Genomic DNA, 14,873 nt, shown 5'->3' with positions numbered 1-14,873 from the left:
ATTTATCTTTTGAATATTACTGATGCAATATTTATACCAATACTTTAATTTAATAATTATTTGAGACTATTTATTGAAGTTAATGCAATATAGCCAAAATTCAGCATGATAATATTCGAAAATTTTTTCAAACTCTGTTTGAACACTTGACAAAACAAAAAATGCAATAAAACAATGCACCGTTCAAGCCTAAGGTGCATTGTTTTATTGCATTTTTTGTTTTTTTTTATTAATCTCATTTTGTATGTTATTTCATTAACAATATATGCCCATATTTGCCTTATGAAATATGTTAAATAACTAACTATAGCCTGTTACATAACATTGATAACTCCCATACTATAATTATTTCGTTAAAAAAATATTTATCTTACACGCATTTAGTCATTGCATTAACACGCATATGCCCTTTAATTTACCTTTTACTGGCTTATCCCATGTTTTTTTCATTCTATACTGAAAACTCTATCTATAAATATCAAGCACTTTTATAGACATGCCAATTACGTTTTTCTTGTTGAATTTATTACAAATATATTTGATAGAAATGGTGGGATTCAATATTTTCTGACCCATATCCTGAAAATATATTCACTGTCAACTCAATTGAAGCTAGTATAAAACTCCCATAGTTAGAAAAACATCTATAGTTTACAATAAACAAATACTTAATAATCCTACAGCTAAGACATTCATCAATTGTGTCATTGGAAATACAATTAATATATGATGGTATTAAGAAAAAACATCATATATACATTGGAATATAGGATGTCTTCTTATTCCTTTAGCTCTTTTGCCCTTTATTGATCTCAAATTCTCTCTTGAATTCAGCCAGCAATTCAGGCTTGATTATCATGTCAGTAACTGATCCAGCAAGAATTTTCGAAGCCAAAACAGTTGCATCATGAGCCTTTTCAGTTTTTCCGGCCTTGATATATTCCTCCGAATGAGAAGATGTCCCTTCCGGCACAAAAGCCACTCTAATGCACGATCCAGGCATAACATGCATCACATTGCCAAAATCTGTTGATCCAGTTTTTTCTCTAGGTGGCCTTATGCATGGAGCATCGAATTCTTTCGCATTATCAATAAGCAAATCATTAAGACCAATGACAGGCACCTTATTATCCAGTGTTTTCTTAATTGTCAATTCACACTCGGTTTCCGTCATCAAAGCAGCACCTTTAACTATTTTCTTAAACCTTTCAACTACTGTATCGAGGTATTCTCTATTATAGGATCTCAAAACAAATTCCGCTGAAGCATATTTAGGAACTACATTTGGAGGTCCTCCACCATTGATTATTGAGTAATGTATTCGTACATCATCTCTTACATGTTCCCTCAAATACTCGATACCGTTTGCAAGCATTAATATACCGTCAAGGGCACTCCTTCCATCCTCAGCCTTAAGTGCTGCATGTGAACTTATCCCCTTAAATTCAACTAAAAACCTGTCCATGGCAAGTGAACGAATATCTGTAGTAGTAGTAGGACCAGCATGCATCATCAATGCTACATCAATATCCTGAAAACATCCATACTTAAGCATATTCAACTTCCCTCCAAATGTCTCTTCGGCAGGAGTCCCATATATAACTAGTCGATAATTTGATTCTTTCATCATTTCCTTTATTGCAGATGCAGCATAAACTATGGCCGGACCCTGCATATGGTGTCCACAAGCATGCCCAATTCCTTCCAGTGCATCATATTCACACAACAAACCAATAGAAGGTCCGCCTATTCCATTTTCATGAACCGCTTTGAATGCCGTCTCCAGTCCGGCTATGCCTTTATTGATTATGAATCCGTTTCTTCCCAAATAATCAGTCAACATTTCTGAAGCTTTATATTCATTTCCTCCCGTTTCAGGATTGTCAAAAATATAATCAGCCATATCTGTTATTTCTTTTCTGTTAATGTCTATATAATCTCCAATTTTCAGTTTCATATCCTTCTCCATTTAAGTTATATTAGAAAGGTCCATATCCTACCACGTATGCTGCAAGTAGAATTACAACTCCTGTTGCAACCCATAATCCAAACAGTTTACCCATATATTTCATCCACCTGTCATAAGGAATGTTTGAAATCGCAAGCATTCCCATCAATGCAGAAGAGGTAGGCAATACATAGTTTGAAAATCCATCTCCGAAGTTGAACGCAAGTACCGCAGTCTGTCTTGTAACTCCAACAAGATCCGCTACAGGAATCATTATCGGCATTGTTACTGCAGCCTGTCCGCTACCAGATACAATGAAACAGTTTACAATTATTTGAGACAAGAACATTCCTACCGCCCTTAACGCTGCTGGCATGTTCATAAGTGCTCCTGCCAAAGATTTAACTACGGTATCAAGGATATTGCCATCAGTCAATATTATTGAAGCAGATCTTGCTATACCGATTATCATAGCACCAAATACAAGTTTCTTGGCTCCTTTTACAAATTCAGTAGCTATCCTGCTAGGACCCATGCCTCCTGCAAATCCACCCAATACTGCCATCCATATGAACATGGCTGAATTATCATTGGTTTTCCAACCCCATTTGGCTCCACCATACATTATTAGTCCAAAACACGCCACAACTACAGCAAGCACCACATAATGTCTAGATTCAACATCTGGAAACTCCTCCATATTAGCATCTTCAGACTTTTCCTTTTGCTCAAGATTGTATACAATACTAGATTCCGGATTATTCCTGACCTTTCTAGCGTATCTGATAATGTAGATATTTGTTATGATTAAATAAATCACCAGACTGGCAAATCTGAATCCAATCCCTGAAAACAACGGCAATTCTGCAATTGTCTGAGCGACACCTGTAGAATATGGGTTGAGTGTTCCGGTACTGAATCCTATGGCTCCACCAAGCATTACCATTGATACTCCTACAATGGCATCAAATCCCATACTCCTGGCAAGAATAATTGCAATTGGTGCAAATCCAATAAATGTATTAACTCCCATTGTTGTACATGCCAGTGCAAATATCGTGGTAAATGCAGGAATTATAATGTTTTCATTACCGGCAAACTTCTTTGTTAGCTTCGTCGTGAATACTTGAAAAACTCCTGTTGATATAATTACCTGGAAAGCTCCGCCAACTATCAGTATTATAAATATTATGCTGCTGGAACTATTGAAGGAATCCACAATCTTGCTGGGTACATCCAGAAAACTGACAGGTGTATTGTCGATATATTGGAACTGATCAGCAATTACTATTGTCTTTCCAACAGCTTCATCCTTTACTCTCTCATACTGCCCTGCAGGTATAACATAAGTTAGAAACGTGGCAAGCAATATTATGCAGATTATTATTACGTAGGTATGTGGAAAAGAAAATTTCTTCAATTTTTTCCCCTTTATTTCTTTATTCGTTTGACTCATAAAAACCTCCATTCGATTTTATTTCGGACCTAATTAAGACATGTCTTTATATTCATCATAGCATGGTCTTTCCATGAAATCAAATGTTTTATTAATATATATCGTTTATTATTAAAAAAACCGTGCAATCTTTCTAATTAAATTGCACAGTTTTTTGTATTATTCAAATTCTATTTTGTAAAGTTTCTTGGGCCTCCCCTTCGTCTTATCGCTTTTCTTTCCAACAGTTTCAGCCATTTTGCCAGCTTCAAGTTTATTGATTATCCTCGATGCGCTTCTCTGGGTTACATTAAGATATTCAGAAAGTTCTTCTGTATCAAAAATATTGCTTCCTCTCTGTCTGGATATCGCTCTAAGCTTGGAAAGATACTTTTCGCTCACTCCTGTTTTTTTGGACATCTCTACAATTCTTTCATCAGAACTAACAAGTTCATAACTTAAACTATAGCTGTTTTTCCCAAATATTGGTCCAGTCATAGTCGAATCATCATCAACAATGTAACAACTGTTCTTTTCTTCCTCCAAGGCATGCATCAATGCAGTTTTTGAATTGCTTTCAGACTTTGTGACAGTCTCTCCATAACCTATACCCATGGAAAAAGAAATATCCATTTTCTCTGCATTTTCTGCCAGGAATCCAAATTTCCCTTCCATATCACTGATACCAGCATATCCTCTTGTCGTAAAAATCATATAGTCATTACGCCCAAATTTGAAGAAAGAACCTTGGTTTTCCTGAGTATAATCTATCAGCATATCGTCGAATTTATTTGCAAGCTTTAGCTGTTTATATCTCGTTTTCGTATCTGTATCTACATCTCTTATTCTTATTATTTGAACAGCTACCTGTGAACTTTTGATTTTTTCTGTCCTGGCTATTGAAATGGCCTTTTTTATGCTTTCTCTTATTAGAAACCTGGATGGCAGGATTCTATAAGCCTTGTATCCATCCTCTTTAAATCTTCTATATAATTTGTAATTTGAAGATATTATCGCTTCCGTTTCTCCATTGTTATAAAGCTGTTTATGAAATTCATAAATTTTATCAAGTGGTACTTCCGATGAATCTCCAATAAGCTTTATGTTTTTCACTGGGATTTCTAATGTGTCTAGTATTTCAATTATTTCCTTCCTTGGTGATCTGTCAATACTAACTCTGTTAATATCAATGCCTTCACATTTCATTTTCCAGAATGTTTCAATCAAGGTTTCATTCGTTTTGGATATTGCAAAGAACGGTATGTCCAGCAATGAATTCTTTTTAAAATATTGATATGGATACTGCCCAGTAAACATTGCGACATCAACATTTTGACTGTTTTCCTTCATGTATTCCATTATGTCATCTACATTATCATATGTATAGAAAGAAAAATCAGCGGTATCACTGAATTCAACGGATATTTTTTTAATCAGTTCTATAGAATCAAGTACTCCAATTGCACAAATCCTCGTCTTCATATGTCCCTCCGTGCTACTCTAGTTATTTCATCCAGTGTAAAGATTATATCATATTTGTTGTGCAATTATTGAACAAATATATTACTCAATTTTTTAGTGAATACCATCTGGAATACTCTAATTTTTATATCTTGCAACTTCAGCAAAAAACAAAACCACCTCATATACCTGCAAACAATCCAGTAATGAGATGGTTCCTTCTTTACTATTTTTCTGTTCTTTCAAACTCTTCCCTGATTCTGTGCTGCAGTTCTTCATCATTGATTACGTCAACTGCAGTTGAAACAAGGGCATTAATCGTCTTTTTCATGTTGTCGTATGCATAATCCGTTTTTGTACTATCCCTGAACTCTACGGTATGTGCAGCAATCTCCCTATTGTTTGTTATGTCAAAGTAGGGATGTATGGTAGGGCACTTGTGGCTTACATTTCCTGCATCCAGCGAGCCGTACGCTTTTCTCGCTTTAGAGATCTTGTCCACTCCAGCTTTTCTTAAATTTTCGGTAAAAAGATCCGAAAGCGTTCTATTAGTGACAAGATTATCATAGCTGAACTCAAAATTTGAAATCTCAAGTTTTGTTCCCGCTGCCGCAGAAGCTCCTCTTGCACAATTCTTCACTTTTTCAACGAGTTCCTCCAGGTAAAGCTTTGAAGCCGCCCTTACGTAAAACTGGGCAATGCATTTATCAGGTATGACATTGGCTGCCTTGCCGCCTTCCTTAATGATGCCGTGGATTCTTGCATCAGACTTTGTTTGCTGTCTCAATGCATTGATGTTGTTAAAGGTGTTTATTGTAGCATCAAGGGCATTAATGCCTTTCTCCGGTGCAGACGCTGCATGGGATGTCTTTCCTATGAACTCAAACTGAATCGCTTCCATAGCAAGAGATGTTCCACTTTCATTGTATTCACTGTTCGGGTGAGCCACTAAAGCAATATCAATATCATCAAAGGCACCCTTGTCAGCATAGATAACCTTTGCGCCACTCGTCTCTTCGGCTGGAGTGCCAAACACCACAACCTTGCCTCCTATGTCATCGATTATCTGCTTAAGAACAATTCCGGAGCCAGTGCTTACTGTTCCCAGCATATTGTGTCCACATCCATGGCCGATTCCAGGCAAGGCATCATATTCAGATAAAAATGCAACTGCAGGACCTTTCTTTTTTGAATCATAAGTAGCTTTGAACCCCGTCTCCTGTTCCATAAAGCTCTCTTCCACTTCGAATCCATGTTTTTTCAGCAAATCCGTGTGCAGTTTGCATGCATAAAATTCTTCATTTCCCAGTTCCGGTTTTTCCAGTATTTTATCGCTTAATTCAATGAATTCCTTTTCCAAATTGTTGATACTTTTCAATATTCTTGTTTCCACTTTTCCAGGCCTCCTAATCTGCTCTGTATCTAATAAATTTTCCCTCTCGGCCATATAATATCCTGTTGTTTTCTACAACCACCTTACCGTCCAAAATCACATAATCGATTCCTTTTGGAGAAAGTGTCGGTTTTTCAAAATCAGCCATATCTTCCATTGTATTCAAGTCAAATATTGTAATATCGGCATCCATTCCAACTTCTATATTACCTTTCGTGTTAAGCTTCAAGCGCCCAGCAGGGCCGGCGGTCATCTTCCACAATGCATCAATGATATCCAGCTCCTTCCTGTCTCTCACATATCTTGATATGACCCTCGGAAAGCTTCCTGCACCTCTAGGATGTCCCATGCCTCCTCTGAACAAGGAATCACTGCCTACGTAAACATATGGGGCCTTGAAAGCCTCAATCACTTCATCTTCCCTCATCACAAAAGCAGCAACAATCATATTGGGATATTCCTTTCGCACCTTCTCAAAAAGCTCCTTATTGCATCTGGTATTCAAGTATGGTTCTTCTGTAAGCAGTATGTCTTCGTATCCCTTATGCCATCTTTCAAAACAGCCCTCATCAAATACTGCCGAACCGAGATATGTAGCGAAAGCATCATAAGGGTAACAATCGGCAGTGATATCACATCCCTCTTTTCTGGCACTGTCAATCATCTCCAGCGACTCACCCATGAATCCATATGCAGAGCAGCTTCCTATATGGGAAACCTGCATAGGAAGACCGGTCTCCTTATTGACCTGTATAAGCTCCTTAATCGACTCGACACTTTTTTCACCGTCTTCTCTGAAATGTGCAGACAGCAAATAATCTCCTGACTCCAGTCCTTCTGTAATGCCGATAATCTCTTCACTGCTGATGCCGGGAGAATACTCTATACCATATGAAATGCCGACTATTCCTTTTGTCATCTCACAGTTGATTACTCGTTTCATCCTATCTATCTCAATGCTGCTGGATGCCCTGTACCTGTCATCAACTCCAACCAGCTTCCTTAGAAAATTGTGCCCTATGAACGACATGTAATTAACAGGCGAGCCGTTTTCTTCAACATATCCAATAAATTCCGACAAGCTTTGTCTGTTGTTTCCGCAATTTCCGGCAACACATGTTGTAACTCCCATCAATAATTCACAATTTGCAGAATAATATGGATCCTTTTTCTTCTTGTCCAAAGTTTCTTCATGCATGTGAATATCTATGAATCCAGGTGATACAATTCTATCCTCAGCATCTATGACTACATCTGCTTCCTTACATACAGTTCCGACATCAACTATCTTGCCATCTTCTATATAGATATCCTTGTTCACAAACTCTTTCTTACTGAAATCCGGAATACATCCATTAACAATTTTTATAGTCTCCAAAGCGTCCTCCCTTTCTAAAATTTACCAGGCAGAAAAATCTGCCTGGCATAATCATCTGCAAAATCCTAGCGCAATATCTGCATATATTTTTACGTAATCCACCAGGTCATTTATAGGAATCCGCTCATCCTTGGTATGAGAGTAACTCAAATCTCCAGGCCCGGTGATGACAGTAGGGATGTTTCCATAGTACGACAATGTTGCAGCATCGGTCCAACCTCTTTTCCTGGTTATGTTTGGTACCTTTCCAATATGACTTCCCAATGCATTCTTGACAACCTTGACAATTTCTTCATCAGGATCCGTATAATGGTACATATGGTCAAATTCATTCATGAGATTTGATTCCATTCGAACTATGTCAACATCAAGCCCATCATCCGTATTCTTTATTTCATCAATTATCTGCTGATATTCATTTATTACGGAATCCACTGTCTCTCCCAAAACATATCGTCTGTCAACCTTTAATGAACAGTAATCAGCAACTGTTGACGGTTGGGTACCACCTTCTATTCTGCCAATATTCATGACCGAAGGACCCATATACTCGTTGTATCTTTTTTTCAGTTCCGGATAGAGCTGTTCCTCCACCTTCTGTATGAATTTGGAAGCCTTCGATATCGCATTGACACCTTCGTCAGGAACACCACCGTGAGCCCCTTTTCCTCTGAAAATGAATTCCAGCCATTCCAGACCTCTGTGCCCTATGGCATACTCAAAATTGGAAGGCTCTCCAACTATGGCTCCATCTGCCTTGATGCCCGATTTCACAAGAACTTCCGTTCCATCGCTTTTCTCTTCTTCTCCTGCAACTGCTGCAATAATAATGTCGCCTGGTAGTTTAATACCGCTTCTCTTAATGGCTATTGCAGACATAACCATGCATGCAATAGCTCCTTTCATATCATTGGATCCTCTGCCCCAAATGAAACCATCCTTGATTTCTGCCTTGAAAGGATCTATAATCATCTTGTAAGGGGGGACGGTGTCTGTATGCCCGTTGAACATTAATGTTCGACCAGACCCGCTCCCTCTGACATAAACGTATACGTTTTTTCTTTCACCTTCCACACTTGCCAATTCTGCTTCAAGTCCGTTCTCTTTGCAAAACCTGTAAATGTATTTTGCAACATCCTTTTCCCTGTTCTTCACATCTTTGTGGCTTGGTATTCTAACTAGATTTTGCGTCAGTTCGACAACTTCCTTCTTGCTGTAGAAATCACTGATATTCATGATTTTTCCTAGAAGGGACCATAGTTCATTGCATTTGCAACAATCAGGAACACCGCACCTGTTCCCAGCCAGATCAGCATTAAAGGCCAAAGGAACTTAACCCATTTTTCATATGATATTCTAGCAACAGATAGAACTCCCATTAGCGCCGCAGATGTCGGTATAATTGAATTCGTAAATCCGTCGCCAAATTGATATGCTGTAACGGCCACTTGCCTGTTGATTGTCAATACATCCGAAAGAGGAACCATGATAGGCATTGTTGCTGCAGCCTGTCCGCTGCCTGACGGGATAAAGAAGTTTATTATGACTTGAACAATATACATTCCTAATACAGCTATTGCATTAGGCAGGTTCTGAATTGCATTTGCCAGTCCGTTTATCATAGAGTCAATTATAAAACCGTCTTGCATGATGACAAGTATTCCTCTTGCGATACCTACGACCAATGCTCCAAATACTATTCCTCTTGCTCCTGCCACAAATTCCTGAGACACTTTAGAAGGACCAAGTTTGCCCAACATACCTCCAATTACTCCCATAGCAAGGAATGTTGCTCCAATTTCAGTTATGTACCATCCCCAGTTGAAAACACCGTAAACTATGAATCCGAAACCTACAATCATGTTCAAAAGAACCAGATAATGCTGACTTTCCATTGCCGGTATATTCGAAAGATCTATCACCTTATCCTTTTCTTCAATTTCAAGCTCTCTAACTATGCTCTTGGAAGGATCCGACTTCACTTTTGAACCATATCTTATCAAATAAAGACTTGTTATGACAATCATTGTAACCAGTATCACCAATCTGTATTCTATTCCTGAAAACGGAGGCAGTTCCGCTATTCCTTGCGCCACCCCTACAGTAAAAGGATTCATAAATCCTGATGTAAATCCGCATGCCGCACCAAGTGAAACCATTGCAGTTCCTACTATTGCATCATATCCAAGTGCTCTTGCCAAGGCAATGCCAATCGGCACAAATACAATAGCCTCCTCGGCCATACCTATGGTTCCACCAAAAATCGAAAAAATTATGAGGAACAGCGGTATCATGAGCTTGTCATTGCCCTTCAAGGAAAGTGCCACCCTGCTGATACTCGCTTCAATAGCTCCTGTTGCAGTAATGATCTGAAAAGCTCCTCCAACAATAAAAATGAAGAATATAATGCTCGATGCTGCTTTCATGCCATTTGGAACTGCTTTAAACAAATCAAAAAAATGTGCTGGGTTTTGCTCTACTGTATGAAATGATGCCGGATCGACCACTGTCCTTCCCGTATTGGGATCTTCAACCCTGATGAATTCCCCTGCAGGAATAACATAAGTAAGGACAGCCATTACCAGAATCACCATACAAAGAATTACATAGGTGTGCGGCATTTTAAACAATTTCTTCTTTTCACTCGAAACATTTGTTTCTTTTTGAGACATAAAATCCTCCTATTCACATAATATATTTATTTAAAGATGCCTTCTCAACCCTCCTCATACAACAAATTTACTAATATCTTTAGCACCTTTTTTTATGATTTCAATAAGCCTGCTTATATCCTCTTCATTTATTGATGTTTTGACAGCAGCAAGACCGACACAACCGTGTATCTTTCCGCTTGAATTGAAAATCGGAGCTCCTATTCCAAATGCCCCTATCATGTTTTCCTCGTCACTTATTGCAAATCCATTTTTTCTGATCTTTTCATATTCTTCCAGCAACTTATCCGGATCCACAATAGTGTTTGGAGTTCTTTTTTCCAAATCCGCCTCCCTTACTACCTTTTCAAGCTCTTCCATCGGTTCATGATATGCAGTTATGGTTTTACCGTACGCTCCGCAATTTATCGGAAAATATGAACCGTGCCTGTATGTTATTCTCATAGGCATCGTAATCTCCGATTCATAGAGGTTGATAATCTTTCCGTTGTCAATCACCGTATATCCTATGTTTTGTTTTGTTTCCATGGCAATTTTATCAATTATAGTTCTTATTTCAAGAAAATTACTATTTCTATACATGTATCGAGACCCAATATGATACATTGCCGGACCTATTGAATATTTTTTGTCTGTTAGATTTTGTACAACCAGCATTTCAGCCTCAAGTTCGGCTATTATTCTATGTACTGTCGTCCTGTTCAAACCTAATTTTTCGCTCAATTCCATTGCTGAATACGAAAACGGTTCTTCTCCAAAAGCTTTCATTATTTCAATCATCTTTCCGAATGATGTTAATTTCTTTTCCATAAAACCCTCCCTGTTCACATTGTGAACTTTTGTTCATATTATGAACATATCCAAATTATACCATATATCTGCATCATTGTCAATGTTAGCGTTTTCCAGTTGGCGAAGCTAAAGAAAACGGCAAAATAATAACCCCTGACTCGTTTAAATACGCTTCAAGGGTTTTCAACTACGAACTAAGTATTAAGTTTTACAACCACAAATATTCTGGCAACCTTCACGATAATGCTAAATATTTGACTTAACCATATCTACAATAACAATAAAAAAAGGATCGTCTAACAACAACCTAGAGACCGACCCTTCATCATTTCAATAATACTTCTGTAATTACTTGCTAGAATTTCGGACATTAAAATACTCATATTTACTTATTCAAGTGCGAAGTTTCAGTTTTTTATATTAAAGCTATTAAATCATCTCAAATTTAATCTTCTTTTCCAAAAATACTCATAAATCTTTTCTTAGTAATATCATTTATATAGTCTTTGTACTCTGCATCATTTAATGATAGAACACGTTGGAAATAAGTTTTCCCGGTTACTAAGTTATAAAACAAATAAGTAGTAGCTAGTAATTCGAGCATCTGTTCTTTTGAAGTTTGTATTTCAAAATGTAAAATATTAACCACTTCTGAAAGATTCTTGTATACACTCTCATTGACTTCATCATTAATTTCACTTTCACTAGTTTGGTCGATAAGCAAAGCATTTAAAATCAACGAACAATATTCGGGATTTTCCAGAAAGAAATCTGTCATAAGCTTAACAGATATGTCTATTTTTTCTTCAAGACTGTAAGATTTGATTTTCTCTCCGACTTTTTTATGCATTTCGTGTATTCTCTTGTTAGCTTTAATAAGAGAGGCTTGATATAAACTCAACTTATCACCCCAATAGTAATGTAACGCTGAAATATTAACTTCGGCTGCCGTTGCAATCATTCTTGTACTAGTGCCTTGATAGCCAAATTTGGAAAATATTTTGAGTGCTTCTTCAAGTATATTATCTTTCACATTACTAGTTGGTTTTTTCTTATTGTTTTCTGGCATCATAAACTTTCTCTCCATTCCTTTCTATACTCTGTCCAAGTAAAGTAAAATTATAATGATATTAAATTATCATCATTATGGGTATATTGTCAAACTATTTTAATTTTATTTCAATAAATCAACACAGCTAAAATTGTCGCAATTAGAGCACCTATCAGGGTACTAATGACTGTAAGAAAAATCGCATGTTTATATGCTTGTTTCAATTGCCAGCTGTCCAATTATACCCGCACTATGTGGCAGTGAGTCCATATCTACACAGCTCATTGCAGCAATCCTATGGAACAATTCAGGCGATACACCAAGATCCATAAGCGGTTGAGATAATGCTTCCATAAATATTGTAAGACCTCCAGAAAGTGAGCCTGCATTATAATAATAACACATGATATTTACATACCCATTATAACACCAAAAACGCTGTCATAAAACTGCTATATACCAATATTTAGTGCCACTACTGAAATTAGTTGGATTACTAATTTACCGACACCAGGAAGAACTTCATCTTCATCAAGTTTGCTAAGATACAAATGATCCATTGGACCCGTTACAAATTCTACGCCATTTTCCTATATTTTTTATTTAGCCTTGTAGTATACAAGGCACAGAGAGTAAAAATTACCAGGCCACCTATAACACCCATCAACCATCCATCAATGAGAGTATTTGTTCCCAAATATCCACTGCAGATTATATTGTTTATGATCCATTCTATAAAAATTTTTTCTTATTATAAATCATTTCGGCACTAGGACCCAGATTAGCCACTAATCATACAAAGAAAAATTATCTGACTCAGTGGAAAATGTGAGTCTATCAGATAAATTCAGATTGTATTTGATAGACTCGAATAAATATAAATTGCCTCCTTTCTATATTTAAACCCAGACATAGTAAAACTATAATAGCTTGTGATAAGATATTCAAAGAAATAGCAGTAGAATTTATAATGTTATTTTATAGGAAAGTTGATTGTCTAATTTATCTTGTATACATGGAGTTTTTCAATTGCTATTCTATAATAATTTCTTTAACTGCTTTATTCATAAAATCACTAAAACCACGACAATGCAGTACTTTCAAATATTAAATAAAAATATTTTTGTAAAAAACACTTCTGATACTTATTAAATATGAATTTGGGTTATTAGTGTACATGAATAATCTGGGCATAATACTTAATATGAGTTTTTAGTACAAAGCTATAATTTTCTTGCCATAATCAATTGAATTTTTATACAATGTAAAGATTAATGCTAAATTGCTTGCACAAACTAGGATTGAGGCGTTTTCATAACACCTTGTTATTGGATTACAATTTTGCTTGATTAGAGCAATATCGTTGCGGAAGGAGTTTAAAAAACATAACCAAATAACTTAATGCAATCTCATAAATTGGAGCCTCTACAATCGTACTATTCATCAATTAGCATCCCTATTATTTAGTTATTAGTATCTGGAAGAGAATTTTGATATCGTAATTAAATATACTTTTATAATCTGCTGAACTTTCCTTAATACCAGTTACTTATTCAAAATCTCAGCATCTATCTTGAATACCACTTTTTATTGATTTTCATATTTTAAATGTCTATATTCAATTTCCTTCATTTAAAATGCATGCAAATCTTTTCTTAATAACATTATTAATATAATTTTTATACTCTTCATCAGTAATTGACAAAACCTGCTGAAAATAAGCTTTACCCTTTATTAGATTATAAAACAAATAAGTGATAGCAAATGCTTCAAACATTCGTTCTTTCGAGGGCTCCGTTTCAGAATATAAAATATTAAAAACTTCTGAAAGGTTTTTATATATACTCTTTTTAACTTCATCATCTATTTCGTTTTTACTATTTTGATTAACATGCAAAACCTCTAAAATCAAAGAAGAACCTTCGGGATTGTCAAGGAAAAAATCTGTCATGTCTTTAACTGCTATGTCTATTTTTTCTTCAATACTGCAAAATCTAATTTTTTCTCCAATTTTTAAATGCATTTTGTGTATTCTCTTATTAACTCTAATCAGAGAAGCTTGATACAAATTCCACTTATCACCCCAATAATAATGTAATGCTGAAATATTGACTTTAGCTGCCTCTGAAATCATTCTTGTACTCGTGCCTTCATAACCGTGTTTGGAAAATACTTCTATCGCTTTTTCAAGTATATTATCTTTCACATTAATTGTTTTTTTCTCTTTGTCTTCTGGTAACATTACTTTTCTCCCTATCTTGTTAAATTTTTGACACTTTCAAATGTCTACCCCATTGTTTTAGAGGATTATCTTTTTTATAACATATAAATTCTATCCATTTAATGATATAGGCAATAAAAAAACAATAAGCAAAGAAAATTTTTTAATTAAAAACTTCATAAGAGTACACTTTTTTAAACCTTTGAACAATAAAATCTATACATTTCCAACAATACTTCTTTCTTTGTCCTACTCTATCAGTATATGGATTTGGATAAATTCACCCATCAATCCTCGTAATTAGCCCTAGAACTCATAACAACCGGAGTCTTATAAATATGAAGAATTTAACACAAGACTACCCTATTGATAAAAGGATAAACGACTCCATTGCTAGATTTTCTACATAATACTATATTGCTAAGATATTAAAATCAGTAATTCACATAAAACCAAACGATTCAGTATGCCCATAGTATTTATACATATTTTTTAGTTTAGCTTCTGCCAACAGATTCATGC

Annotated in this window: 11 protein-coding genes; all 11 read right to left on the bottom strand. The window is 35.9% G+C overall.

Annotation, left to right across the window (positions count from 1 at the left end; all coding sequences use genetic code 11):
* Nucleotides 1-787 precede the first annotated feature (787 nt).
* The 11 genes from BUB05_RS06445 to BUB05_RS06400 all read right to left on the bottom strand — a co-directional run bounded on the left by BUB05_RS06445 (nucleotide 788) and on the right by BUB05_RS06400 (nucleotide 14,372).
* A complete protein-coding gene (locus tag BUB05_RS06445; protein ID WP_073048776.1) occupies nucleotides 788-1,957 on the bottom strand; it encodes a M20 family metallopeptidase in 1,170 nt (389 codons plus the stop codon).
* 22 nt (nucleotides 1,958-1,979) lie between these two features.
* Complete coding sequence (locus tag BUB05_RS06440) at nucleotides 1,980-3,404, bottom strand: YfcC family protein (RefSeq protein WP_073048775.1); 1,425 nt, start codon at nucleotides 3,402-3,404, stop codon at nucleotides 1,980-1,982.
* Between the two features lie 159 nt (nucleotides 3,405-3,563).
* Nucleotides 3,564-4,865: a cyclic nucleotide-binding domain-containing protein gene (locus tag BUB05_RS06435; RefSeq protein WP_073048774.1), complete on the bottom strand. Its 1,302-nt coding sequence runs from the start codon at nucleotides 4,863-4,865 to the stop codon at nucleotides 3,564-3,566.
* A 205-nt stretch (nucleotides 4,866-5,070) separates the two neighbouring features.
* Nucleotides 5,071-6,237 carry a M20 family metallopeptidase gene (locus tag BUB05_RS06430; RefSeq protein ID WP_073048773.1) on the bottom strand — a complete coding sequence of 389 codons (1,167 nt, stop codon included), beginning with the start codon at nucleotides 6,235-6,237 and terminating at the stop codon, nucleotides 5,071-5,073.
* A gap of 13 nt (nucleotides 6,238-6,250) precedes the next feature.
* Nucleotides 6,251-7,615: an amidohydrolase family protein gene (locus BUB05_RS06425; RefSeq protein ID WP_073048772.1), complete on the bottom strand. Its 1,365-nt coding sequence runs from the start codon at nucleotides 7,613-7,615 to the stop codon at nucleotides 6,251-6,253.
* A 51-nt stretch (nucleotides 7,616-7,666) separates the two neighbouring features.
* The gene (locus tag BUB05_RS06420) at nucleotides 7,667-8,851 is read right to left on the bottom strand and encodes a M20 family metallopeptidase (protein ID WP_245819768.1); all 1,185 of its coding nucleotides are present in this window, start codon (nucleotides 8,849-8,851) and stop codon (nucleotides 7,667-7,669) included.
* Nucleotides 8,852-8,859: 8 nt separating this feature from the next.
* Nucleotides 8,860-10,287 carry a YfcC family protein gene (locus BUB05_RS06415; RefSeq protein WP_073048771.1) on the bottom strand — a complete coding sequence of 476 codons (1,428 nt, stop codon included), beginning with the start codon at nucleotides 10,285-10,287 and terminating at the stop codon, nucleotides 8,860-8,862.
* A gap of 54 nt (nucleotides 10,288-10,341) precedes the next feature.
* The gene (locus BUB05_RS06410; RefSeq protein ID WP_073048770.1) at nucleotides 10,342-11,097 is read right to left on the bottom strand and encodes an IclR family transcriptional regulator; all 756 of its coding nucleotides are present in this window, start codon (nucleotides 11,095-11,097) and stop codon (nucleotides 10,342-10,344) included.
* 427 nt (nucleotides 11,098-11,524) lie between these two features.
* Complete coding sequence (locus BUB05_RS06405; RefSeq protein ID WP_073048769.1) at nucleotides 11,525-12,151, bottom strand: TetR/AcrR family transcriptional regulator; 627 nt, start codon at nucleotides 12,149-12,151, stop codon at nucleotides 11,525-11,527.
* 186 nt (nucleotides 12,152-12,337) lie between these two features.
* On the bottom strand, nucleotides 12,338-12,484 hold the full coding sequence (locus BUB05_RS18655; RefSeq protein ID WP_175548522.1) for a hypothetical protein: 147 nt from the start codon (nucleotides 12,482-12,484) through the stop codon (nucleotides 12,338-12,340).
* Nucleotides 12,485-13,748: 1,264 nt separating this feature from the next.
* Nucleotides 13,749-14,372 (bottom strand): TetR/AcrR family transcriptional regulator, encoded by a 624-nt coding sequence (locus BUB05_RS06400; protein ID WP_073048768.1) that lies wholly within the window; start codon nucleotides 14,370-14,372, stop codon nucleotides 13,749-13,751.
* Nucleotides 14,373-14,873: the final 501 nt, after the last annotated feature.

Origin of the sequence: Dethiosulfatibacter aminovorans DSM 17477, assembly GCF_900142005.1 — a bacterium.
Lineage (GTDB): Bacteria > Bacillota > Clostridia > Tissierellales > Dethiosulfatibacteraceae > Dethiosulfatibacter > Dethiosulfatibacter aminovorans.
This window is presented reverse-complemented; position numbering and strand designations above follow the sequence as displayed.